General features: G+C 61.2%; 23 protein-coding genes, 1 pseudogene and 1 riboswitch. Of the genes and pseudogenes, 19 read left to right on the top strand and 5 right to left on the bottom strand.

The window, feature by feature from the left end; all coding sequences use genetic code 11:
* Positions 1-102: 102 nt before the first annotated feature.
* The 15 genes and pseudogenes from OKC28_RS12610 to OKC28_RS12685 all read left to right on the top strand — a co-directional run bounded on the left by OKC28_RS12610 (position 103) and on the right by OKC28_RS12685 (position 13840).
* Entirely contained in the window at positions 103-1764 is a 1662-nt protein-coding gene (locus OKC28_RS12610; protein WP_270689496.1) for a sigma-54-dependent Fis family transcriptional regulator, read from the top strand.
* 329 nt (positions 1765-2093) lie between these two features.
* Positions 2094-3530 (top strand): diguanylate cyclase, encoded by a 1437-nt coding sequence (locus tag OKC28_RS22995; protein ID WP_442865756.1) that lies wholly within the window; start codon positions 2094-2096, stop codon positions 3528-3530.
* Between the two features lie 11 nt (positions 3531-3541).
* Complete coding sequence (locus OKC28_RS12625; protein WP_021138783.1) at positions 3542-3952, top strand: VOC family protein; 411 nt, start codon at positions 3542-3544, stop codon at positions 3950-3952.
* Positions 3953-4054: 102 nt separating this feature from the next.
* A complete protein-coding gene (phoB, locus tag OKC28_RS12630; RefSeq protein WP_005316860.1) occupies positions 4055-4744 on the top strand; it encodes a phosphate regulon transcriptional regulator PhoB in 690 nt (229 codons plus the stop codon).
* A gap of 8 nt (positions 4745-4752) precedes the next feature.
* Positions 4753-6048, top strand: coding sequence for a phosphate regulon sensor histidine kinase PhoR (gene phoR / locus OKC28_RS12635; protein WP_021138784.1), 1296 nt, complete (start codon positions 4753-4755; stop codon positions 6046-6048).
* Between the two features lie 176 nt (positions 6049-6224).
* Positions 6225-7199 carry a PstS family phosphate ABC transporter substrate-binding protein gene (locus tag OKC28_RS12640; RefSeq protein ID WP_021138785.1) on the top strand — a complete coding sequence of 325 codons (975 nt, stop codon included), beginning with the start codon at positions 6225-6227 and terminating at the stop codon, positions 7197-7199.
* A gap of 168 nt (positions 7200-7367) precedes the next feature.
* Positions 7368-8174, top strand: coding sequence for a M48 family metallopeptidase (locus OKC28_RS12645; RefSeq protein WP_011898477.1), 807 nt, complete (start codon positions 7368-7370; stop codon positions 8172-8174).
* A complete protein-coding gene (locus OKC28_RS12650; RefSeq protein ID WP_212539013.1) occupies positions 8162-8668 on the top strand; it encodes a GNAT family N-acetyltransferase in 507 nt (168 codons plus the stop codon). Before OKC28_RS12645 ends, OKC28_RS12650 begins: the two co-directional genes overlap by 13 nt.
* Before the next feature lie 110 nt (positions 8669-8778).
* A complete protein-coding gene (locus OKC28_RS12655; RefSeq protein WP_017411339.1) occupies positions 8779-9681 on the top strand; it encodes an ROK family protein in 903 nt (300 codons plus the stop codon).
* A gap of 41 nt (positions 9682-9722) precedes the next feature.
* Entirely contained in the window at positions 9723-10448 is a 726-nt protein-coding gene (locus tag OKC28_RS12660; RefSeq protein ID WP_234595845.1) for a copper homeostasis protein CutC, read from the top strand.
* A 47-nt stretch (positions 10449-10495) separates the two neighbouring features.
* Positions 10496-10600: a copper homeostasis protein CutC gene (locus tag OKC28_RS12665; protein WP_442865757.1), complete on the top strand. Its 105-nt coding sequence runs from the start codon at positions 10496-10498 to the stop codon at positions 10598-10600.
* Positions 10601-10781: 181 nt separating this feature from the next.
* Positions 10782-11393, top strand: coding sequence for an FKBP-type peptidyl-prolyl cis-trans isomerase (locus OKC28_RS12670; RefSeq protein ID WP_005316846.1), 612 nt, complete (start codon positions 10782-10784; stop codon positions 11391-11393).
* A 141-nt stretch (positions 11394-11534) separates the two neighbouring features.
* A pseudogene (locus OKC28_RS12675) lies at positions 11535-12421 on the top strand (ABC transporter ATP-binding protein).
* A gap of 94 nt (positions 12422-12515) precedes the next feature.
* Complete coding sequence (locus tag OKC28_RS12680; RefSeq protein ID WP_270689500.1) at positions 12516-13529, top strand: ABC transporter permease; 1014 nt, start codon at positions 12516-12518, stop codon at positions 13527-13529.
* The gene (locus OKC28_RS12685; RefSeq protein WP_005316840.1) at positions 13526-13840 is read left to right on the top strand and encodes a DUF2845 domain-containing protein; all 315 of its coding nucleotides are present in this window, start codon (positions 13526-13528) and stop codon (positions 13838-13840) included. Before OKC28_RS12680 ends, OKC28_RS12685 begins: the two co-directional genes overlap by 4 nt.
* 55 nt (positions 13841-13895) lie before the next feature.
* Here the strand turns inward: OKC28_RS12685 and OKC28_RS12690 are convergent, their stop codons facing one another.
* Positions 13896-14111, bottom strand: coding sequence for a DUF1107 domain-containing protein (locus tag OKC28_RS12690; RefSeq protein ID WP_021138793.1), 216 nt, complete (start codon positions 14109-14111; stop codon positions 13896-13898).
* A 208-nt stretch (positions 14112-14319) separates the two neighbouring features.
* Here OKC28_RS12690 and yfcD point away from each other — a divergent pair, with 208 nt between their 5' ends.
* Positions 14320-14802 (top strand): NUDIX hydrolase YfcD, encoded by a 483-nt coding sequence (gene yfcD, locus OKC28_RS12695; protein ID WP_212539017.1) that lies wholly within the window; start codon positions 14320-14322, stop codon positions 14800-14802.
* A 78-nt stretch (positions 14803-14880) separates the two neighbouring features.
* Here the strand turns inward: yfcD and OKC28_RS12700 are convergent, their stop codons facing one another.
* On the bottom strand, positions 14881-15807 hold the full coding sequence (locus OKC28_RS12700; protein ID WP_270689504.1) for a phenylacetate--CoA ligase family protein: 927 nt from the start codon (positions 15805-15807) through the stop codon (positions 14881-14883).
* Between the two features lie 125 nt (positions 15808-15932).
* On the opposite strand from OKC28_RS12700, the gene OKC28_RS12705 reads away from it, so the two are divergent.
* A complete protein-coding gene (locus tag OKC28_RS12705; protein ID WP_021138796.1) occupies positions 15933-16406 on the top strand; it encodes a peroxiredoxin in 474 nt (157 codons plus the stop codon).
* Positions 16407-16532: 126 nt separating this feature from the next.
* Positions 16533-17501 (top strand): calcium/sodium antiporter, encoded by a 969-nt coding sequence (locus OKC28_RS12710; protein WP_219590304.1) that lies wholly within the window; start codon positions 16533-16535, stop codon positions 17499-17501.
* A 113-nt stretch (positions 17502-17614) separates the two neighbouring features.
* Here the strand turns inward: OKC28_RS12710 and OKC28_RS12715 are convergent, their stop codons facing one another.
* Positions 17615-18766 carry a type III PLP-dependent enzyme gene (locus tag OKC28_RS12715; protein WP_021138798.1) on the bottom strand — a complete coding sequence of 384 codons (1152 nt, stop codon included), beginning with the start codon at positions 18764-18766 and terminating at the stop codon, positions 17615-17617.
* 507 nt (positions 18767-19273) lie between these two features.
* A riboswitch (glycine riboswitch) is annotated at positions 19274-19389 on the top strand.
* A 107-nt stretch (positions 19390-19496) separates the two neighbouring features.
* On the opposite strand from OKC28_RS12715, the gene OKC28_RS12720 reads away from it, so the two are divergent.
* A complete protein-coding gene (locus tag OKC28_RS12720) occupies positions 19497-20873 on the top strand; it encodes an alanine/glycine:cation symporter family protein (protein ID WP_099994005.1) in 1377 nt (458 codons plus the stop codon).
* A 191-nt stretch (positions 20874-21064) separates the two neighbouring features.
* On the opposite strand, the gene OKC28_RS12725 is transcribed toward OKC28_RS12720, so the two are convergent.
* Together OKC28_RS12725 and OKC28_RS12730 are read right to left on the bottom strand one after the other, a co-directional pair.
* A complete protein-coding gene (locus OKC28_RS12725) occupies positions 21065-21766 on the bottom strand; it encodes a lipoyl protein ligase domain-containing protein (protein ID WP_270689507.1) in 702 nt (233 codons plus the stop codon).
* A gap of 129 nt (positions 21767-21895) precedes the next feature.
* Positions 21896-23293, bottom strand: coding sequence for a nucleobase:cation symporter-2 family protein (locus OKC28_RS12730; protein ID WP_270689509.1), 1398 nt, complete (start codon positions 23291-23293; stop codon positions 21896-21898).
* Between the last annotated feature and the right edge of the window lie 94 nt (positions 23294-23387).

The raw sequence follows: 23387 nt of genomic DNA on the forward strand, positions 1-23387 counted from the left end.
CAGCGTATCTTGGTTAACCAATAACCAAGGCTGTGGCGATAAAACTGTGCCGTTTCTGGACAGTGGCCGCGACAGTCGTGCCGTTTTTGAACAGGAGGCGTGATGAGCGAGTTACTTCAATCCAGCCCCAGTCCGATCCAGCGTTCCTGGCAGCGCTGCCTGCATCAGGGCCTGCTCCGCCAGCAGAGTGCCGAGCTGGATCTGCTGCCCCAGGGGGAGCTGTCGGCCCGTCAGGAGGAACACAGGGTGCTGATCGCCAGCTTCCAGCGCTTCGTGTTGCCGCTGTTTGCCCAGTTGCTGGCGGGCAGGCCCTGTCGCCTGCTGCTGTGTGACGGCGAGGGGGCCATACTGGCCGCCAGCGGTGACGATGGCTTTGCCCGCCATGCCGAGCGCATCTTTTTGCGCAGCGGCGCCCGCTGGGGGGAAGCGAGCAAGGGAACCAACGCCATCGGTACAGCGCTGGCCGAGCAGAGCGAGGTGCAGGTGCTGGGGTCCGAGCATTTCTTCGCCCAGCACAGCTTCCTCAGTTGCAGCGCCTGCCCCCTGCTCGGGCCGGACGGGCAATTGCTCGGGGTGCTCGACATTTCCACCGATGCGGCTCACCACGATGGCGACATGTTGGGCACGGTTCGGCTCTTGGCCATGACCCTGGAAAATGCGCTGCTGGCGCGCCAGCCGGGCTGGCTGGTGGATCTCGACCCCCAGAGTCTCTGGTCCGCCCGTCTGCTGCTGGGGGAGGGGGGCGAGCTGCTAGGCGCCAACCGGGCCGGACGGCTCTGGCTCGGCCAGCACAGGTTTGATGGTCAGCAGTTGTTGCGCGAACGCCGTGGCCTGCGGCTGGTGCCAGAGTCGGTTGTGGTGCCCCGGCAAACAGCGCAACAAGGGTCGGCACAGGTGCCGCTCAAGATGCTGGAGCGCGGCATCTCGCTGCTTGTCGAGGGGGAGACCGGCAGCGGCAAGGAGCACCTGGTACGTGCCCTGCACCGCCAGTCGAGCCGACAGGACAAGCCCCTGGTGTGTGTCAACTGCGGCGCCCTGCCGGCAGATCTGGTGGAGGCCGAGCTGTTTGGTTATGTGGGCGGTGCCTTCAGCGGCGCCCGCAGCCAGGGCAGTCAGGGCTATCTGCGCGCCGCCCACGGCGGCATCCTGATGCTGGATGAAATTGGCGAGCTGCCGCTGTTGGCCCAGACCCGGCTGCTGCGGGTGCTGCAGGAGCGCAGCGTTACCCCGGTCGGCAGCCACAGACCTGAGTCGGTGGATTTCTGGCTGGTCAGTGCCAGCCACCGGGATCTGGCGGCCATGGTGCAGGCTGGGACGTTTCGCGAGGACCTCTATTACCGAGTCTGCGGCTGGCGCCAGCAGCTGACACCGCTGCGGGCATGGCCACAGGGCGAGCGCCAGGGATTGATCCAGCGCCTGCTATCGGAGATGGACCCGGCCCTGCAGTTGACGCCGGAGGCGGAGCAGCAACTGCTGGCCCATCCTCTGCCCGGCAACGTGCGCCAGCTCAAGCAGGCGCTGGAGGTGGCCAGCGTGCTGGCGGAAGGGCTGGGCTGGATTGAGCCCGCTCACCTGCATCTGCCCTATGTGCCCACAGAGGCAGGTGTCTTGCCGATGGGGGAGCGGGCCACCACCTTGCGTGAACAGAACCGGCTGCGGGTGCAGCAGACCCTGGCGGCGTGCGGGGGCAATGTGAGCGAGGCGGCGCGCCAGCTCGGCATCAGTCGCACCACCCTCTATCGGGCGCTGCGTGAGAGACCCTGAGGGCTTTGTTGCCCGTCATTCCCCTTGTGCAAGATGAGCCATCAGGGCCCTTTTTATTGATTTCTCTTTATTTTTCATGGCATGGAGTGTTCTATCCTGAGATTCACAATCTGATGGGCAAGCGCGTGGCTTTCCGGGGCGCCAACCTGGCGCCTCCCGCCTGGTGCAGTACGGCTGCGCCTGATCCCGGGGTTGGTCCGGGTCTGTCTGCCGGTACCCGGCTGAGGAAAGACGGTATGGCGCCGGTGTTGGCGCGTGTAATAACCCCGGGATCCGGGCGTGCGGATCTCGGGGTATGGAGTCAGAGCACCTAGTCGGGTGGAGCCTATATGACCTTTTCCTATTCTCGTCTGGCCAATGTGTTGTTCTGGGTGTTGTTGGGGTTGAGTCTGCTGGCGATCCTGCTGTTTGAATTCGGGCCTGATCGGCGGCTCGACATGCTGGCCAATGCCCGTCTGTCGGTGGCGGTACAGGATGACAGGATCCATGGCGGCGCCTCTGTCACTACCTTGCTGTCGGCCGCCGGCCAGCAAAGCGGTTACCCTTTGCCGACGGACAAGCCAGCCATCGACTGCCAGTTGCGCGAAGGCTATGAGTACCCCTTCTGTGAACTGATCCTGACGCTGAGTCTGCCGGAGCAGGGCATTGATCTCTCCCGCTTCGAGGGGGCGCGCATCCAGCTGCAGGTCGAGGGGCCAGAGCCCCAGTTCTGGCGCCTCTATCTGCGCAACTACCACCCGATTTACTCCCGGGCGGGTGATGCCACCTCCCACAAGTTCAACGAAGTGATCTTTCGTCCCGATGATTACGGGCGGCTGCAGGACGTGCCGCTGCGGGTCTTCACGCCGGCCACTTGGTGGATCCAGCAGTACCGCATTCCGCTGGCCCAGCAGGGGGAGGACCTGCGCCATGTCTACGCAGTGGAAATCGCCTCCGGCGTCGGCATGCAGCCTGGTCACTACCGGCTGGTGCTGGAGCGGATGGAGTTCTATGGTCGCTGGGTGCAACCGGGAGCCTTCTATCGTCCCCTGCTGCTGAGCTGGCTGGTTTACGGCCTGCTGCTGTTCATGGTGCAGCACCTGCTGATGCGGGATCGATTGCGCAAGGCCCGTGAGGCCAGACAGGTGGCGGAGGCGCGCAGCCAGAGCCTCTGCGAGCAGACCCGGCGCACCGAGGAGGAGGCCAGGTACGATCCCCTGACCGGCGCCCTCAACCGGTTCGGTGGCAACAAGCTGCTGGCCGAGCTCGGCGATATGCCCCTCTCTTTCATCTACATCGACATAGATCACTTCAAGCTTGTCAACGATGGCCATGGTCACCCGGTTGGGGACGAGGTGCTCAAGCACATGGTGAGCGAAGTCCTGCGCCACTGCGATGCTGGTGCGCTGGGGCGGGGAGGAGTTCGTGCTGGTCTGCCTGCACTACGAACAGGCCCGTGCCAAGGCGCTGGCGGAGCGGCTGCGAGCCGCTCTGGTGGCTTATCCGCACTGGCCACTGGCGCTGTCCATCACGGCCTCGTTCGGGGTGGCGGAGCGGCGTGGGGATCCCCTGGAGCAGGTTCTCAAGCGGGCCGACGAGGCGCTCTATCAGGCCAAAAAGCGGGGGCGAAACCGGGTCGAGGTGGAATAGGAGGTGGAATAGAACGCAGGTCTGGCGGCCGGGGAAGGGCTGCTCCTTCGAGCGGGGCATTGCTGCTGGAGCCCAAGACGCCAAGCCGCTATGATGCGCGCCAGCCGGGGCATTGGCCCCCTTCATTCATCTGTTGAGGTTATTCCCCATGGCACAACACATTGGCGCTTTGGCCCTGCTGGTGGCCGACTATGACGAGGCCATCGCCTTCTTTACCCTGGGGTTGGGTTTTACATTGCTGGAAGACACTCCCCTCGATGAACCGGGTAAACCGGGCAAGCGCTGGGTGCGGGTTGCACCTGCCGGCGCGCCCGGCTCGGCGCTCTTGCTGGCTCGCGCCGCCACGCCCGAGCAGCAGGCCGCCATCGGTCAGCAGGGCGGTGGCCGGGTATTTCTGTTCCTCGAAACCGACGATTTCTGGGCTGATTACCAGCGCATGCTGGACTACGGTGTTCATTTTTGTGAACAGCCACGTAGCGAGCCATACGGCATGGTGGTGGTGTTCGAGGATATCAGTGGCAACCGCTGGGACCTGCTGCAACTCACTGCTGCCAACTGAATCTGAAAACGTTTATCATCCCGCCTGTCATAAAGTCATAAAAGTGTCACAGAAAATTCTAATAATTGGCGCACCCATCTTCACACAGGAGAGAGAAGGGATATGGCTAAGCGAATTCTGGTGGTCGAGGACGAAGCACCGATCCGCGAAATGCTCTGCTTCGTGCTTGAGCAAAAAGGATACGAAACAATCGAGGCGGAAGATTACGCCGATGGACTGGCGAAGGTGTGTGAACCCTACCCCGAACTCATAGTGCTGGACTGGATGATGCCCGGTGGCAGTGGCATTCAGTTCATCAAGCAACTCAAGCAGGATGAGGTGACCCGCCAGATCCCTGTGGTGATGCTGACCGCCCGTGGTGAGGAAGAGGACAAGGTACGCGGCCTGGAGGCCGGTGCCGATGACTACATCACCAAGCCCTTCTCCCCCAAGGAGTTGACTGCCCGCCTGCACGCCGTGATGCGCCGCGTCTCCCCCACCTCGGTGGACGAGGTGATCGAGGTGCAGGGGCTCAAACTAGATCCGGTTTCCCATAGAGTCAGTGCCGAAGAGAGGGCGCTGGACATGGGACCGACCGAGTTCAAGTTGCTGCACTTCTTCATGACTCATCCCGAGCGGGTGTACAGCCGCGAGCAGTTGCTCAACAATGTCTGGGGTACCAATGTGTATGTCGAGGACAGAACCGTGGATGTGCATATTCGTCGCTTGCGCAAGGCCATTGAAGAGACGGGTCACGATCGATTGATTCAGACGGTGCGCGGCGCAGGCTATCGCTTCTCAACCCGTCTGTAGAGGAAGTTATGTTGCAACCTTATGCCTGGCGGCGACAGTTGTGGCGGATGGCGTTCTTCTATGCGCCCTTCGTTCTGGTCGGCTGGTTGACGAATACCCTCGCCCTTTGCCTGCTGGCAGCCACTGTGCTGCACCTGGGCTGGCACTATCGCTTCCTGAAGCGGCTGTCGGACTGGCTGTGGCACGATCGCAGCCTGGTTCCCCCCAATGGCAGCGGCAGCTGGGAGTATATTTTCAACGGCATCTACAAGTTGCAGCAGCGTCACCGGGCCCGTCGCCGCGAGCTGGCGGGTCTTATCCGCCGCTTTCGGGAAGGTGCCGAGGCACTGCCCGATGCCGCAGTAGTGTTTCGCACCGACGGCAGCATCCTCTGGTGCAATCGGCTGGCGGAGCAACTGCTTGGTTTTCGCTGGCCGGAAGATGCCGGTCAGCACATAGGCAACCTGATTCGTAGTCCGGCCTTTGGCGCCTATCTGGGCAAGGGGCAGTATGACGAACCGTTCGAGATGAACTCTCCCATCAATGAGGAGAAGTTTCTCGAGTTTCGCATCATGCCCTACGCCGAGGATCAGGCCATGCTGGTGGTGCGTGATGTCACCCGGCTGCGCAGTCTGGAGAAGACCCGCAAGCACTTCGTTTCCAACGTCTCCCACGAACTGCGTACCCCGCTCACAGTGCTCAAGGGCTATCTGGAGATGACAGAAGAGCCACCGCCGCCCGCCATGTGGGCCAAGGCGCATAAGGTGATGATGGAACAGACCATCCGGATGGATAATCTGGTGAATCAGCTGCTTACCTTGTCCCGTATCGAGGCGGCTCCGACCGTGGATCTCTCCCATCTGGTGGACATGCCCGCCATGCTGGGACTGCTGGAGCAGGAGGCACGGGCGCTGTCGGGGGAGCGGGCACACCAGATTGAATTTTTGGTGCAACCGAACCTTTTCGTGCGAGGAGATAATGATCAACTGCGCAGCGCCGTCTCCAACCTGGTCTACAACGCCATTCACTACACACCGGCGGGTCGCAAGATCAGCGTGGCGTGGCGCAAGCAGGGCGCCATGGCGCTGTTTGCGGTGGAGGATGAGGGGGAGGGGATCCCGGCCGAGCATCTGGCGCGGCTGACCGAACGTTTCTATCGGGTCGACAAGGCTCGTTCACGGCATACCGGTGGCTCCGGACTGGGGCTCGCCATCGTCAAACATGCCTTGAGCCATCACGACTGTCAGCTCGATATCGAGAGTCGGATCGGTGCTGGCAGCCGTTTCAGCTTTCTCATCCCCGCCCGTATGGTAGTGGTTAAATAGTCTTTACTGGCAATAAGTTAGCGAAAGAGAGGGCAGCAGACGCTGCCCTCTCTTCATTTGGTCAAAAGTCTTGTCATGTCATTAAAGTGTCACATTAAATCCATAAATTTGTCACTGCCAGGTCAGATACTGGCGCCGTCTTAAGAACGGACCTTCTGTAACTTTGGAGAGATTGGATGAAACTCAACAAACTGGCTGGTGTAATCGGATTTACCGCAGCAACCCTGTTTTCTGTCAGCGCCCTGGCTGCCGGTGTGGATAAAGACCTGCCGGATTACACTCCGACCAGCGGCATTTCGGGCAACCTGTCCTCTGTCGGCTCTGACACCCTGGCCAACATGATGACCTTGTGGGCCGAAGAATTTAAGCGGGTTTATCCCAATGTCAACGTGCAGATCCAGGCTGCCGGTTCCTCAACCGCGCCGACCGCGCTGACCGAGGGTGTTGCCCAGTTCGGCCCCATGAGCCGCGCCATGAAGTCAGGTGAAGAAGAGGCCTTCGAAAAGCGTTATGGCTACAAGCCAACCGCCATCCGCGTCGCGGTCGATGCCCTGGCCGTGTTCGTCAACAAGGACAACCCCATCAAGGGGCTGACCATGCAGCAAGTGGACTCTGTCTTCTCCAGCACCCTCAAATGCGGCGAAGCCAAGGCTGCCACCAAGTGGTCTGATCTGGGTCTGGATGGCAACTGGTCGTCCAAGGATCTGCAACTGTTCGGTCGCAACTCCGTATCCGGTACTTACGGTTACTTCAAGGAGCACGCCCTGTGTGATGGCGACTTCAAGAGCAGTGTGAACGAGCAGCCTGGTTCCGCTTCCGTGGTGCAGTCCGTTTCTGCGTCCCTCAACAGCATCGGCTACTCAGGTATCGGTTATGTCACCTCGGGTGTACGCGCCGTGCCGCTGTCCAAGGATGGCAAGACCTTCATCGAAGCGACCGCTGATAACGCCATCACCGGCAAGTATCCGCTGTCCCGCTTCCTGTACGTTTACGTGAACAAGCACCCGAACAAGCCACTGGCCCCGATGGAGCAGGAGTTCGTGAAGATGATGCTCTCCAAGGCGGGTCAAAGCATAGTCGCCAAAGATGGCTACGTACCTGTCCCGGCCAAAGTGGTCGAAGCTGACCTGAAGAAACTGGGCATTATGTAAGCCGGTTTTCTTCCTCTCACAGGCGGGCCCCAGCGGGGCCCGTTTTCTTTTTGAGCAAGCCGGTAATGAGGGGATGTGACTGCTTTCGCCGAACCTGGCAATTTGTCGACTTGCGCCGGACGCCTGCATTTCCGAAAATAGGGCATCTTTATGGTGAAGGACACCTCCATGACATCTCCCCTGTTCAAGCTCGGCCTGGCGGCACTCTGCTCTACCCTGCTGGCCAGCTGTGCCCAGTCTCCTACCGGTCGTAGCCAGATGCTGCTGTTTTCGCCCCAACAGATGAGCAAGCTGGGTGCAGACTCCTTCGAGCAGATGAAAAAGCAGGAGAAGGTGAGCAAGGATGCCAAGCTCAATGCCTATGTCTCCTGTGTTGCCAAGGCGGTCACCGCCCAGGTGCCCGCCAGTTATGGCATTACCAGTTGGGAGGTGGTGGTGTTTGACTCCAAGCAGGTCAACGCCTTCGCCCTGCCCGGTGGCAAGATAGGGGTCTACAGCGGCCTGCTCAAGGTCGCCAAGAATCAGGATCAGCTCGCCACCGTCATCGGTCACGAGCTGACCCACGTGCTGGCCCAGCACTCCAACGAGCGACTCTCCCGCAGCCAGCTGACCGGTCTTGGTCTGGCGGCGGCGGATATCGCCATGGGCAGCAGCGAATATCGCGGTGCCACCATGACGGCGCTGGGGCTCGGGGTCGAGGTGGGCGTCATGCTGCCCTATGGCCGCGAGCAGGAGAGCGAAGCGGACAGGCTGGGCCTGGACTTGATGGCCCGTGCCGGTTTCAATCCTGCCGAAGCCGTTCCCCTGTGGCAGAACATGAGTGCTGCCGCCGGTGGCAAGGCGCCGCCGCAACTGCTCTCCACCCATCCCAGCAACGAAAACCGGATCGCCGAGTTGCAGGCCCAGCAGGCCGAGGCCCGGCCGCTCTATGAGCAGGCGCGCGCCTCCGGTCTGGTACCCCAATGCAAGGCATAAGCCTGCGCATGGCGCGGCTTGATGATGCCCCCGCCATGACGGTGATGCAGCGGGCCAGCTGGCTTGCTGCCTACGGTGAGGTGCTTGGCAACGACATGCTGGCCCAGCTGGCGGTGACCGAACATCTGCAAATCTGGCGCAGCCGGCTCGCCGAGCCGGGCCCAAGACCCATGCTGATCTGCCTGGATGAGGTGGTCATCGGCCTGCTCTACTGGCAGCTGGCGCAAGAGGGTGAATATCCCACCGCCTGGATCCGGGCATTTTACCTCCACCCCGATCATTGGCGCCTGGGTTATGGCAAGCGGCTGTGGCAGGCGGTGGCCATGCAGATGCGGCGCGCCGGTTGTGAAGGCGTCAGATTGTGGCTGCTCGATGGCAATCGGGTTGGCGAGGGGTTTTACCTGCGTCGCGGTTTCGCCTTCGAGGGCCAGGAGCGCACTCTGATGAGCCTTGGCCAGGCTTGCCTGCAACGGCAAATGTTCCGTTTGCTTTGATCCGGCTCCCGTTTTTCGCCCTCGGTCACTTTATTTTTTTTGCGAATTAATACAATGTGCCCCTCTGGACAGGCTGAGGTGAGGCAACTCGCCGACAAGGGAGTGTGAGCATGTATTACGGCTTTGATATCGGTGGCACCAAGATAGCGTTCGCTGTGTATGACGGCGGCTTGAATCTCTGTCATGAGGAGCGCATGAGCACTCCCGGCAATGATTACGAGGGGCTGCAGCAGCTGATCTGCCAGCGGGTACTCGAGGCTGACGCCCGCTTCAGTGCAAGAGGCGCCGTGGGCATCGGCTTTCCCGGTATCCTCAATCGGCACGATCACAGCATAGTGGCGGCGAACCTGCCCTCCATCAATGGTCGCCATCTGGGCGCCGATCTGGCCGAGCGTTTGGGTCGTATGGTCAAGGTGGACAACGATGCCAACTGCTTCCTCTGGTCGGAGGTGCACCAGGGCGCGGCGGCAGGTGCCGACAGCGCGCTGGGTGTCACCATAGGCACAGGCATAGGTGGTGCCGTCTACCTGGCCGGCAAACTCATTCAGGGCCGTAACTGGCTGGCGGGGGAGATAGGTCACTACCCCTTGCCTGCGACCATGCTGATGAAGTATCCCGACCTGCCTCGTCCCCGTTGCGGTTGTGGCCGCCTGGTCTGTTTTGAAACCTATGCGTCCGGCAGCGGGCTGGAGCGGCTCTACCACCATTTTCACGGTCAGCGTGCCAGCGGCCACCAGATAGTGGAACGCTTCGAGGCTCATGAGCCTGATGCGGTGGCCACGGTCGACTGCTGGCTCGAGATCATGGCTGCCGGACTCGCTACCGCCATCTCTGTGGTTGATCCCGAGGTGGTCGTGCTGGGGGGCGGCTTGAGCGGTCTGCCCGCCCTGTACCAACAGCTGCCGCTGCGTCTGCCTGGCCACCTGCTGCCCGGTGTCGCTCTGCCCGAGATCCGCCAGGCCCGCTTCGGCGGTGCCGGTGGGGTGCGGGGCGCGGCCTTGCTCAATTTATGAGATCAGATGTGCTGTCTGATCTCTCCAATAAAGGAGTCATCATGACCCGTCTTGAAATTTGTATCGACAACCTGGAATCCCTGTTCACCGCCCAGCAAGCCGGCGCGGATCGCATCGAGCTTTGCTCTGCGCTGGGGCTGGGTGGTTTGACCCCCTCCTATGGTTTCATGCAGCTGGCCGCCCGCCACGCCAGTGTCCCTGTCTATGCCATGATCCGCCCCCGTGCCGGGGATTTCTGCTTCAGCGAAGGGGAGTTCGAGATGATGCTGCAGGATATCGCCGCCGCCCGCGCCGCCGGGTTGCAAGGTGTGGTGGTGGGGCTGCTGGATGAAGAGGGGCGGGTGCCTGCTGCCCAGCTCAGGCAACTGGTCGCGGCAGCCGGTCCCCTTGGCGTCACTTTCCATCGCGCCATCGATCTCTGCTCCGACTGGCGTGCCGATCTGGAGGTCATCATAGCGGCCGGTTGTGAGCGGATCCTCACGTCAGGTCATGCACCGACCGCACTGGCGGGGCTCGAGACCTTGCAGGCCATGCAACAGGCGCTGGCAGGCCGGGCCGCCCTGATGCCAGGTGCCGGGATCAATGCCGACAACGTGCGCACCATCATCGAATTTACCGGGGTGAACGAGGTGCACATGTCCGGTATGGGCTGGCGCGGCGGCATGGTGCCCCATGGCGTCAACATGGGCACCTCTGATGACGGCCGGGTCAATATCACTGACGGCGCCAAGGTGGCTGCTGTGCGGGCCCTGCTGGATCGTCCCTGAGCAAGGAAATTGCGCGGCGGCATGGTGTCTCTCCATACGGCGTCAACATGGGTACCTCTGATGACGGCCGGGTCAATATCACCGACGGTGCCAAGGTAGCCGCAGTGTGGGCCCTGCTGGATCGCGCTGATGTCGCAGAAAGTGAGGTTTGAGTCCAAAGGCTCACAGCGTCATTGTGCCTGACAAGATCGCCGCCGATGGGCGGCGTTCGTACCTGACTGGTGTGAACTCGCTCCCACGGGCGGGGAAATCAGGGCGACCGGCGGCAGCACCTGGCCGAAAAGTCTGATATTATCCCGCCTCTTTATTACTTGGATCTGGAGCAACATCTCAATGTCCCAATACGACTCTATCGAACAGAAGGCCAGCTATGGCATCGGCCGCAACATGGGCGAGCAACTGGCGCAGCAAGCCTTCGCCGGTCTGGATATCCCGGCCCTGCAACAAGGTCTGGCAGATGCCCTGAATGGTCTGGAGTTCGCGGTCAGCCGTGACGATATCAATGATGCCTTCCAGGTTATCACTGCACGCATGCAAGAAGAGCAGGAAGCCGTTGCCAAGGCGGCCGCAGCCGATGGCGAAGCCTTCTTGGCTGACAACGCCAAGCGTGCCGACGTCAAGGTGACCGACTCGGGTCTGCAATACGAAGTCATGGTAGAAGGCAATGGCGCCGTGCCGGTGGCCGGTCAGTCCGTGCGCGTGCACTACCACGGTACCTTCACCCACGGTGGTGTGTTTGACAGCTCGGTCGCCCGTGGCGAGCCGGCTGAATTCCCGGTCACCGGCGTCATCGCCGGTTGGGTTGAAGCCCTGCAACTGATGCCGGTTGGCTCCAAGTGGAAGCTCTATATTCCGCAGGATCTGGCCTATGGTGCTCGTGGTGCCGGTTCCATCCCGCCCTACTCTGCCCTGGTATTCGAAGTGGAGCTGCTGGACATTCTGTGATCCGGCTGGCTTGATGCAAACGGCGACTTACAAGTCGCCGTTTCTTTTTGATGCACCTCTGCCTGGCGGGCCCTTGTCGATAGATAATGTGCCTTTACAAAAGATTTGGATATAGTCAGGGCTTCTCCTGGGAGACAAGTCATGGCAGCCATCATCGAAGTCGTCGATCTCATCAAGCACTTTCCCGGCGTCAAGGCGGTGGACGGGCTCAGCTTTGCCATTCCAGCCGGTTGCTGTTTCGGTCTGCTCGGCCCGAACGGGGCGGGCAAGACCACCACCATAGAGTTGCTGGAGGGGGTCCTCACCCCGGATAGCGGCCAGATCCTGTTCCATGGCGCCCCCCGCGGCCCCGATTACCGCTCTCGCATCGGCATCCAGTTCCAGCACACTGCGCTGCAGGATTTTCTGACTGTGCGCGATACCCTGCGCCTGTTTGCCAGCCTCTACCCCCATCCTTTGCCCCAGGAGCGCCTCATCGAGCTGTGTGCCCTGGGCGAATTCATCGACCGTGACAGTCGCAAGCTCTCCGGCGGTCAGCGTCAGCGCCTGCTGCTGGCGCTCGCCCTGCTCGGTGACCCCGAGTTGCTGTTTCTGGATGAACCCACTACCGGGCTGGATCCCCAGGCCCGCCACCACTTCTGGCAGCGCATCGAAGCGATCAAGGCCCAGGGCAAGACGGTGGTGCTCACTACCCACTACATGGATGAGGCACAGCAGTTGTGCGATCTCATCGCCATCGTCGATCACGGCCACTTGCTCAGCCTGGATACCCCCACGGCCTTGCTGGCCCAGCATTTTGACGGTGTGCTGGTGCGATTGCCGGATCACCCGGCCCTCGCCGGCCTGGGCTATCCGCTCTTGCCTCATGGCGATCAGGTTGAGCTGAGCTGACCTGTCCCGACGTGGCACTCCTGCTGCCGCAGTTGCTCAGCCTTGGAGTCCCGCTGACCGGCATGCAGGTACGCTCTCCCAATCTGGAGGATCTCTTTTTGCACCTGACCGGCCATAGCCTAAGGAGTGGCGCATGAGCAGTATGACAAGACGCCGTGTTGGCACCCACCCCCATACGCGAGACTTGCGGTGGTCGCGCCTCTCGTCAGCTTGGTGCACAAGGAGCGGAGCATGAAAGGCGCCATAAAACGGATCGGTGCGCTTTTTTATGCCCGCAATCTGGAGTTTGTGCGGGACAGGGCGGCCCTGGTGTGGAATCTGGCCTTTCCGCTGTTGCTGGTGATAGGTTTCTCCCTCATCTTCTCCGGCCCGCCCAAGCCGCTGGTGCAGATGGGGGTAGTGGGGGACTTGCCTGCTACCTATGCGCCCCTGAACGCCATTCCTCTGCTCAAACTCATCCCCTATGACGATGAGCAAAAGGGGCGACTCAAGGTACGCCACCATCAGCTGGATCTGCTGCTCTCGCCCGGTTCGGGTCGCTACTGGGTCAACCCGGATGCCGCCCAGGGGGCGCTGGCCGAATACCTGCTGCGTCAGGCGATTTTTCAGCCACTGGTGAAAGAGACTCTGAGCGGTCAGGCGATCCGTTATGGTGACTGGCTGTTGCCCGGGGTGATCGGCATGAACCTGATGTTTTCCGGCTTGTTCGGGGTCGGCTTCGTCATAGTCCGTTACCGCAAGAACGGTGTGCTCAAGCGGCTGCGGGCCACGCCGCTCTCCGCCGCCGAGTTTCTCTGTGCCCAGTTGCTGTCGCGGATCCTGATTACCCTGGTGGTGAGCCTGCTGGTGTTTCTGGTGGCCTACGGCCTGCTTGGTGTGCCCCTGCTCGGCTCAGGCTGGTTGCTGCTTCTTATCGCCCTGGTGGGCGGGGCCGCCATGGCGTCACTGGGTCTGCTCATCGCCGCCCGCATTCAGAACGAAGAGCTGGCAAGCGGCCTGCTCAACGTCATCAGCATGCCCATGATGTTTCTCTCCGGGGTCTGGTTCTCGCTGGAAGGGGCGCCGGTCTGGCTGCAACAGCTGGCGGCCTGGCTACCGCTCAGCCAGATCATCACGGCGGCCCGTGCCGTCATGCTGGAAGGGGCAGGCTGGGCCGAGGTGGCCACACCACTGGGCTGGGTTGTACTGTTTACCTTCTCTTGTCTCACCCTGGGCAGTGCCCTGTTTAAATGGAATAGCCAATGAAACGACCTCTGGATCTGGGGGCCGCTCTGGCCCTGCTGTTACTGAGCATACCTGCCAGTGCCGATGCCATGCGTTGCAAGAACGCCCTCATCACAGAGGGGGACAGCACCGCCGAGATGCTGCTCAAGTGTGGCGAGCCCATGCTGCGTGAAACCTTGACCCGCAACGAGGTGAACCAGTTTGGCAATCTGGTGCAGGTCACATACGGTGAGCGCTGGACCTACAACTTTGGCAAGAATGCCTTCATGCGTTTCGTGACAGTGCGCAACGGTGTGGTCACCGACATAGAAAATGGCCCGCGCGGCGACTAGCCGGCGGGCAAAAACCAGTATGGAAGCAGACTACAAACAGAAAGGACTATGGAAGTTACCCCAACAGCAGGCTGGTGTGACGCAGGCCGCGAACCTCCAGATTGATCTGCCGGGCCAGACTCAGGGTCTGACGGCAGGTCAGGCTCTGCAGATTGATCTCTCCGCCGCTGAATTCGAATCGCCCCAGCGCCTCCACCATGAAGCTGCCGCGATGGAAGCTCTTGATGTAGCGGGCAATCTGGCGGGGAGACAAGTTCTTGAACACCTTCATCACAAAACACCTGTTGCTTGGACAGGGCACACTATGCCGTCCCTGGGTGACACTAATGTGACATTTAATAAAGGTTTGTATGAATCCGTGTGACGGCGGGTATCCGGGGAGTGTGTCTGTATCCATGAGGTGAAAAAGTGCTGCCCTGACCCCTCCTTGCCCCGATATACTGCGGGCAATTGAACGACATGAGCGAAAGGGCCTGCGCGTGGAATGGGTGGATGTGGTTGATGCGGATAACAGGGTGATCGGGGTGGCCGAACGGGCCAGGGTGCGGCGGGATAACCTGTGCCATCGCGCCAGTTATATTCTGGTGCTCGACCAGACGGATCGGATCCTGGTGCAGCGGCGCACCCTCAGCAAGGATTTCTGCCCAGGCATGCTGGATGCCTGCGCCGGTGGTGTGGTGACCACGGGCGAACAGATGGAGCCCTCTGCCCGTCGCGAGCTGGCCGAAGAGCTCGGGATAGTTGACGTTCCCCTTGAGGCTTTGGGTCACTTCTATGCCGAGGGGGAGGGCTACCGGGTCTGGGGCGGTCTCTTCAGTTGCCGTTATCAGGGCCCGCTGCAGTTGCAGGCCGAGGAGGTGAGCGAGGTGCATTGGATGAGCCAGGCCGAGATCGCCGCCCGTGCCACCGAGTTTACCCCGGATTCCCTGCTTGCCATCGCCACCTGGCAGGCGAGGCGGTAAAGCTCTTCTTCAGATATTCTCCTCGCCGGATACAAGACGGGCAGCCTGATGGCTGCCCGTTTGCATTTTTTGCATTGGTTACACCAGCCTGAGGCGCCGGTTGGTGCGCCCGCACGGACTGGCCCCCGCCAGCCAGTGACCCTGCCATTCGGTGACCAGCCGCAACAGGGGATATTCCAGGTCGAGCCGGGTCACCACCAGCTGACCGACCGCATCGCCGATGACCGGCTCCGAGGTGGCGAGATCGATGATCTCGACGATGCAGCTTTCGTTGACGATAAAGCCCTGACCGGGCTGACTCTCGTAGGCGAGCACTCCCAGATCCTGCAACACCAGGCAGTTGAGTGCACGGATACTGTGGACCGCCTGCAGTGGCGCCGTGTCGGGGTGGGAGGTTTCGCACAAAAGGGCAGAGCGCAGGCTGTCGCTCGGGATCCCGGCCAGCTCCGCCGCTTCCAGCAGATCCAGCAGCACCGCCAGTGGCCCGACAAATCCTGTCGGCTCGTAGCGTCGCAGGGCCTCCAATTGACGGCGGGTATCGTGGGGACCACAAGGCACCACGGGGGCTCCCAGCTGGCGAGCGCCATTGTCGAAGATGAAGGCGGTGGGGCTGATGTGGTAGTCGTGGCCGTTGAGCAGCACTTCCCCTGCCTTGAAACCGGCGGCAAACAGGGCCCGCGTCGCCCCCCACCAGTCCGCGCCCGCATATTCGGGAATGGCCAGCTGACCCGGACAGGCGAAGACCCGCAGCGCCTGACTGGCTGGCCGACCCGTGAGGCCGGCGAAGGGCGGATGGGCCTGCTGGGCGGCAAACAGGTCGGCGGCGTCGAGCAGGGGCAGTGTGGCCAGCTCGCCCAACTCCTGCAAACGGCGCTGGCGATAGGCGCTGGAGTAGCCGGCGCAATACTGGCCGACATGGGTGAGCAGCTGATTGAGCTGCTCCAGTTGTTGTTGCTCTCGCAAGGGGGAGGGGCGAATTTCCAGTCCGTCGTAATAGTGCTGCATGAGGCCTCCTTGGTCGGCTGATCCTGCTCAAGGTTAGTTCAAATGGCGATGCAGATGGGGGTGTGTTGCCGGCTCACTGGCTGGGGTAGACTGTGGTTCCTTATCTTCATCACGGACGAGATATCATGATTGCTATTGGCCAGACCCTGCCTGCGGGCGAATTTACCTTTATCACCGCCGAGGGCAAGCAGGTGCAGGATAGCCAGGCCCTGTTTGCCGGCAAGACGGTGGTACTGTTTGCGGTGCCCGGCGCTTTTACCCCCACCTGTTCCAATGCCCACCTGCCCGGTTACGTGGTAGTGGCCGACCAGTTCAAGGCCAAAGGGGTGGATGCCATCTATTGCCTGTCGGTGAACGATGCCTTTGTGATGAAGGCGTGGCAGGTGGCCCAGAACGCCGACGCCATCACCATGCTGGCGGACGGCGACGGCAGCTGGACGCAAGCCTTGGGCCTTGCCAAGGAGACTGGCGCCTTCGGTGGCTTGCGGGCCCAGCGCTTTGCCCTGATCGCCGTGAATGGTGTGGTCACCCGCCTGTTTGTTGAGGCGCCCGGCAAGTTCGAGGTCTCCGATGCCTCCAGTCTGCTGGCTGCACTTTGAAATCATCAATCGACGTTTGATTTCCCCTTGAAAAGGCAAGTCGGACCGTTACACTGTGCCCAACTTGGAAGGGAGTCAGGTTCAAAACCTGGCTCCTGTTTTTTCATCTGATGAGATAGAGAAATTATGACTCTGGCTGTTGTTGCCCTGATTGCCGGACTGGCGCTGCTGGTCTGGAGTGCAGACAAGTTTGTGGACGGCGCTGCCGCGACCGCCCGTTATGCGGGCATGCCGCCTTTGCTTATCGGCATGGTGATCATAGGTTTTGGTACTTCGGCCCCCGAGATGGTGGTCTCGGCCTTGGCCTCCATGCAGGGTAATCCGGGTCTGGCCCTGGGCAATGCCTATGGCTCCAACATCACCAATATCGCTTTGATCCTGGGGCTTACCGCCCTCATCAGCCCCATCGCCGTCTCTTCCCAGGTGGTGCGCAAGGAGATCCCGATCCTGCTCGGCATTACCCTGCTCTCCGGTGCCCTGCTGATTGACGGCCATCTGGGGCGCACCGATGCCTTGATCCTGGGGCTGGTGTTTGTGGTGCTGATGGGCTGGTCCATCTGGGCCGGGATCACCGGTAAAGGTGACGCCCTTGACGCCGAAGTCAATGAAGATATCGACAGTGAGGCTATGCCGCTGAAGAAAGCCATCTTCTGGCTCATCGTCGGACTGGTGCTGCTGGTAGGGGCTTCCCGTTTGCTGGTGTGGGGCGCCGTCACCATAGCCCAGGCCTTTGGCATCAGCGATCTGGTGATTGGTTTGACCATAGTCGCCATAGGTACCTCCTTGCCCGAGCTGGCCTCCTCCTTGATGGCCATCAAGAAGAAGGAGCACGACCTGGCCCTTGGCAACGTGCTTGGCTCCAACTTGTTCAATACCCTGGCTGTGGTGGGCATAGCCGCAGGCATAGCGCCGCTGGATGTGGATCCGGCCGTGCTCTCCCGCGACTGGAGCCTGATGATGGGGCTGACCCTGCTGCTGCTGGTGATGTGCCTGGGTCGCAAGGGACAGGGGCGGATCAACCGGTTGGAAGGGGGCATACTGCTCGCCATCTTTGTGGCTTACACCGGCTGGTTGCTGACCAGCCAATTTATCTAGCCAGCCTGGATAAAGCGCAATGAGAGAGGGGGAAGCATCGGCTTCCCCCTCTTGTTTTTGACAGGTGAAGGCTCAACAAGCACCCGCTTCCGTTGTTTGCCTCTGGTGCAGGCTCAGGCAGCTGCCACCAGCTTCTGGCCTTGCAGGGCGCTGTCCAGGATCAGGATGCTCGCCTTGGGGAAGAAGTTGAAGGTCGAGGCCGACGCCCAGGTGTAGGCACCCATGACCCGGCCTACCACCAGTTCGCCGATCGCCAGATCCGGCAGCATGATCCCCTCGCGGATCACGTCCACGCTGTCACAAGTCGGGCCGGAGAGCACAGAGTTGTGCTGCTCGCCACGGGCATAGGGGGTCGAGACCGGATAGGTAACGTGATCATAGAGCTGACCGTTGTAGCTGCCATACAGGCCGTCATCCAGGTAGTACCAGATCTTGTCGCCGCGGTGGGCCTTGCCCATCACGCTGGAAATTGAAGTCATGGCTGGCGCACTGATGAAGCGGCCCGGCTCGGCAATCTTCTGCACTGTGGCGGGCAGCTTGGCAAGCGCCTCGCGGATCGGGGCGCAGAAGCCGTCGATGTCGAACTCGCCGCCATCATAATCCACCGGGAAACCGCCGCCGATATCCAGCACCCAGGGTTTGAGCCCCAGATCCCAGGCCTGCTCCATGATCTCGCGACAGGCGTCGATGGCCTGTACGTGGCGACGGGCGTGGGGCACCTGGGAGCCAACGTGGAACGACAGTCCCATCACCTTGATCCCCTTGGCGTGAGCCAGTTGCAGCAGCGGCAGCGCCTGCTCCGGGGTGCAGCCGAACTTTTTGGAAAGGTCGACCTTGGTCTCGGGGTTCGGGAAGCTGACCCGCAGCAGCAGCTTCACTTCGTCCTTGTAGGGAATGAACTTCTCCAACTCCAGCGGATTGTCATAGACAAACACTGTGCAGCCGTACTCCAGCGCATAGCGGATATCGCTGTCGCGCTTGATGGGGTGGGTATGAATACAGCGTCCCGGGCGAACCCCCTGGCTGCGCACCAGATCCACTTCGCCATTGGTGGCGAGATCGAAACAGGCCCCCTCTTCCTTCAATACAGAGACCACAGCTTCATGGGGCAATGGCTTGAGTGCATAGTGCAATCGCACATCGGGCAGGGCGGCAACCAGGGCCCGATACTGTTTGCGAACGGCTTCCTTGTCGAGCAGCAGCAGGGGAGAGCCGAATTGTTCAACCAGTTGACGGTAATCTTGTGCGATCAGGGTCTCGTTCATTCTCTTTTGAAAGTCCTTAGGGGGCAGATTTGCCCTAGCCTTGGTTTGTTGAGACGGCAGCGGCCGGCTCAGGCGAGTGGTCCGGAGGGACCAACCAAACACTGTGCATAACTCCATCGCAAAGTGCTTAGTTATGCGTGGGATTATCGGCTTATTGCGTTTCTGTGCAAGTATTTTGATTGGATATGTCGGCAAGTTTTTCTGGTCGAGACGAAAGATCATCTTGATACGCGAGCCGGTCAATGATGTTGATCAGATTGATCCAGCATAGTGCGCGTTAAGCTATTGATAGTTAACGAACAAGTAACATTTATCCCGGAGATGGACTGAACGGAAAAAAAGCCGGGGCCAGGATGGCCGGGTGCGAGACAGCTCACATTTTTTGGATTAACATGCCCGCTTCCTAATCCAAACTAGTTCGGATGAAGGTAGCAGGAGAGCGATGGGGGACCATCCACCGAAGAAGTGAATCTTTCAGGTACCGGGCAACCGGTGTGGACTGCTACTGGACGATACTCTGGAGAGACCCGTTGAATCGGGCGCCGAAGGAGCAAGGCACCATGACTGCACGAAAGCGCAGGCTGGCGCCGGAAACTCTCAGGCAAAAGGACAGAGGGGATGGGATGGTTGTACCTGGGCTTGGCCCGCATCCGATCACCCTCTGGTGATCGCGACTATTTGGGAAGATCATCCTTCTCCTCCTTAATTTTTGTTTTTTTAAGGAGGATGCATGTCATCAATTCAATCGGCGTTAACCGCCATCGATAGTTTTATCTGGGGTCCGCCCCTGCTGATCCTGCTGGTTGGGACCGGTGTCTATCTCACCCTGCGTCTGGGTCTGCTTCAGGTGGTGCGTTTGCCGCTCGCCTTGCGGCTGGTGTTTGGTCGCGATCAGGGTCAGGGCAAGCAGGGGGACGTCTCCAGCTTCGGCGCTCTCTGTACCGCACTCTCCGCCACCATTGGCACAGGCAACATAGTCGGCGTCGCTACCGCCATCAAGCTCGGCGGCCCGGGGGCCCTGTTCTGGATGTGGATGGCGGCCCTGTTCGGCATGGCGACCAAGTACGCCGAGTGTCTGCTGGCAGTGAAATATCGCCAGCAGGATGCCAACGGCCAGATGGCGGGCGGCCCCATGTACTACCTGGAAAAGGGGCTCGGCTCCAAACTCCTCGCCAAGCTGTTTGCCCTGTTCGGCATTGGCGTTGCCTTCTTCGGCATCGGAACTTTCCCCCAGGTCAACGCCATCTCTGACGCCATGAGCCTCTCCTTCTCGGTGCCCCGTGAAGCGACCGCCGTTGTGCTGACCCTGACAGTGGCGCTGGTGACACTGGGAGGGATCAAGTCCATCTCCAGCGTGTCGAGCAAGGTGGTACCCTTCATGGCGATCTTTTACATCGTCGCCTGCCTCGGTGTGCTGGTGAATAACGCCGGGGCCTTGCCCGAGGCGATTGGTCTGGTGATAAGCAGCGCCTTTACCGGCCATGCGGCCACCGGCGGTTTCGTCGGCGCCAGCATAATGCTGGCGATCCAGTCCGGTGTGGCGCGGGGGGTCTTTTCCAATGAATCAGGCCTGGGCTCGGCCCCCATAGCGGCGGCGGCGGCGAAGACCAACTCCTGCGTAGAGCAGGGGCTGGTCTCCATGACGGGCACCTTCATCGACACCATCATCATCTGCACCATGACAGGTCTGACCCTGGTGGTGACGGGTGTGTGGGGGGGAGACTTGAGCGGCGCCGCCATGACCAGTGCCGCCTTTGCGCAAGGCTTGGATGCCCACATCGGCCAGTATCTGGTGAGCATTGGCCTGCTGTTCTTCGCCTTTACCACCATCCTTGGCTGGAACTACTACGGCGAGCGCTGCACCGAGTACCTGTTCGGGGTCAAGGCGATCAAGCCCTACCGCCTCATCTATCTGGTGCTGGTGGCGAGCGGCGCCTTCCTCCATCTGGACATGATTTGGCTGCTGGCCGACATCGTCAACGGCCTGATGGCGGTGCCCAACCTCATCGGCCTCATCGGTCTGCGCCACGTGGTGATTGCCGAGACCCGTGCCTACTTTGGCCGCGACAGCGATACGGAGTCTGAGCCAGAGCCGCAGACGGCCTGACTTTCTGTGGGGCACAATGGCTTGATCGCCGAGTCCCGTGTCCATTGCTTCAGCCGGGACCAGGACAACGAAGCCGAACCAGCGCCGCAGATGGCCTGATTTCTTCTGTACCGAAAAAGCCAAAGCCACGACCCGGGTCGTGGCTTTGTTTTTGGTGCCCTAGTCGTTCTCAGCCTTGGTGAGTGAGATGTTTATTGCTTGGTCAGCAGGGTCTCCAGCCGTCCTCGCACCTTCTCCACCAATGCCTCATCGCTCCCCTGCCATGCAATGCAGCGGGCCAGGGTCGTCGAGGTGCCGGCCATAAAACGCAGCTCCCCGCCCGCCAGCTCATAGAAACGACTCGCCATCCGGGTGCCCTCATCCACATCTCCTGCCACCAGCAGCATGGCTTGTGCCAGCACGGCGCCGCCGTGATCCTGACCCGGTGCCAGCCAGCGCTGGGCTGTGCCGGTTATCTTGCGACCCCCGATCACCAGATTGTACTGGCCATCGCAAAAGGAACCGGGCACGAAGTCGTAGCCGCCACTCAGGCCATGGTCGGCCAGCAGGGTCAGCAGGGGGGCGCCCAGCAGCCGGTAGTAGTGGCCAAGATCCGTGGTGGTGCGGGGCAGCAGCAGTGACAGGTTGAGGATGCCTGCGCCGTGGGGCACGGCGGTGCCACCGCTGTCGCGCACATAGACGGGCCAGCCTTCGCCGGCGAGCTGTTCGCAGGCGTCCTGATAGCGGGGGAGTCGCGTGTCCTTGCGGGTGACAATAAGGCATTGGGGGGCCTGCCAGAGGTTGGCTCGGGCTTGGCCGTCACGGGCACAGTCGCGCAGCCAGCGTTGCTCTTGCGCCAAAATCAGGTCGGGAGTGTGGGCATCAGCTTGAGGAGGGAGCAGGGCATAGGGCATGACGGCATCCTTGGAAAAAGGCTGCCCAGCACACTACCTGCGGCAAGCGGCAAGGTAAAGCCCCGCAGTGCGGGGCCTGGATCATCTACCTGGGTCAGGCAATGTGCAGCGTTATCAGCGAGAGGTCACTCATGGGTGAGCCATGCCGCGTTTGGGCAGCAGCAGGTTCATGATGATGGCGGTGAGGCCACCGGTGGCAACGCCATAGGAGAGCACGCTTTTGGCCAGCTCCGGCAGATGTTGCAGTACTTCCGGCACCTGAGCCACACCCAGTCCCATGGCCAGCGACACCGCCAGTATCATGAGGGCGCGGCGGTCGAGCTCCTCGCGGGAGATGATGCGCACCCCGGCGGCGGCTATGGTGCCGAACATGACGATGGTGGCGCCGCCCAGCACGGGTTCCGGGATCTGCTGCACCAGGCTGGCGACAGCGGGGAACAGGCCGAGCAGGGCCAGCATGGCGGCGATAAAGAGGCCGACATGGCGACTGGCCACCCCGGTCAGCTGGATGACACCGTTGTTCTGGCTGAAGGTAGACATGGGAAAGGTAGCAAACAGGGCAGCCAGCATGGAGTTGCAGCCATCGGCCAGTACCCCGCCCTTGATACGTTCCAGATAGACAGGGCCACTGACAGGCTCACCCGAAATGTCCGAGGTGGCCGTCATGTCGCCGATGGCCTCCAGCGCCGTCACCACGAAGATGATGGCCAGCGGCACAAACAGCTGCCAGTCAAAGCCAAGGCCGTAGTGCAGGGGGATGGGCACCATCACCAGGGGACCGTCGAAGGTGGGGGCCGTGACCTTGCCCAGCAGCAGGGCTGCCGCATAGCCCACCAGCATGGCGATCATGATGGCGGAGAGGCGCAGCCAGGGGTTGCGGCTGCGCTGCAGCAGCACGATAAGACCCAGCACCAGCAGGGAGAGGAAGAGGTTGCTGTGACTGGCGAAGCTGCCGTCAGAGAGGGCGGCATAACCGCCTCCCATGCTGATGAGCCCCACCTTGATCAGGGTCAGACCGATCAGCAGCACCACTATGCCGGTCACCAGCGGGGTGATCACCCGTTTGACCAGATGGAGGAAGCGGCTCATCACCACCATGGTGAGGGCGGCCACCAGCATGGTGCCAAACAGGGTACCCAGCAGATCCTCGGTGGGCATGGCTGCCTGTTTGAGGGCGAGGCCGCTGGCGATGATGGGGCCGAGGAAGTTGAAGCTGGTGCCCTGTACCGAGAGCAGGCCGGAACCGATGGGGCCGAAGCGGCGGGTCTGGATGAAGGAGGCGATGCCGGACATGACCAGCGACATGGAGACGATATAACGGGTGTCGGCGGTAGGGAGGCCGAGGGCATTGGCGATGATGAGGGGCGGGGTAATGATGGCGACAAACATGGCGAGCATATGCTGCAGGGCGGCGAACAGGGTCTGGGGCAGGGGCGGGACATCGTCTATGCCATAGACCAGTTCGCTGTGGGCACGTCTGGGGGGATGTGCCTCTTGGGTTGCGCGCGCGGCGGCAGCCTGTTCCATAAATACCTCGAATGTGTGGGGGAGGGGGGAGAAAATTGGGCGCTATTTTAGTGATTGAAATCAGGCTGACCAGCGCTAATTCGGGCTGAAACCG

The organism is Aeromonas sp. D3, assembly GCF_027705025.1.
Classification (GTDB): Bacteria; Pseudomonadota; Gammaproteobacteria; order Enterobacterales; family Aeromonadaceae; genus Aeromonas; species Aeromonas salmonicida.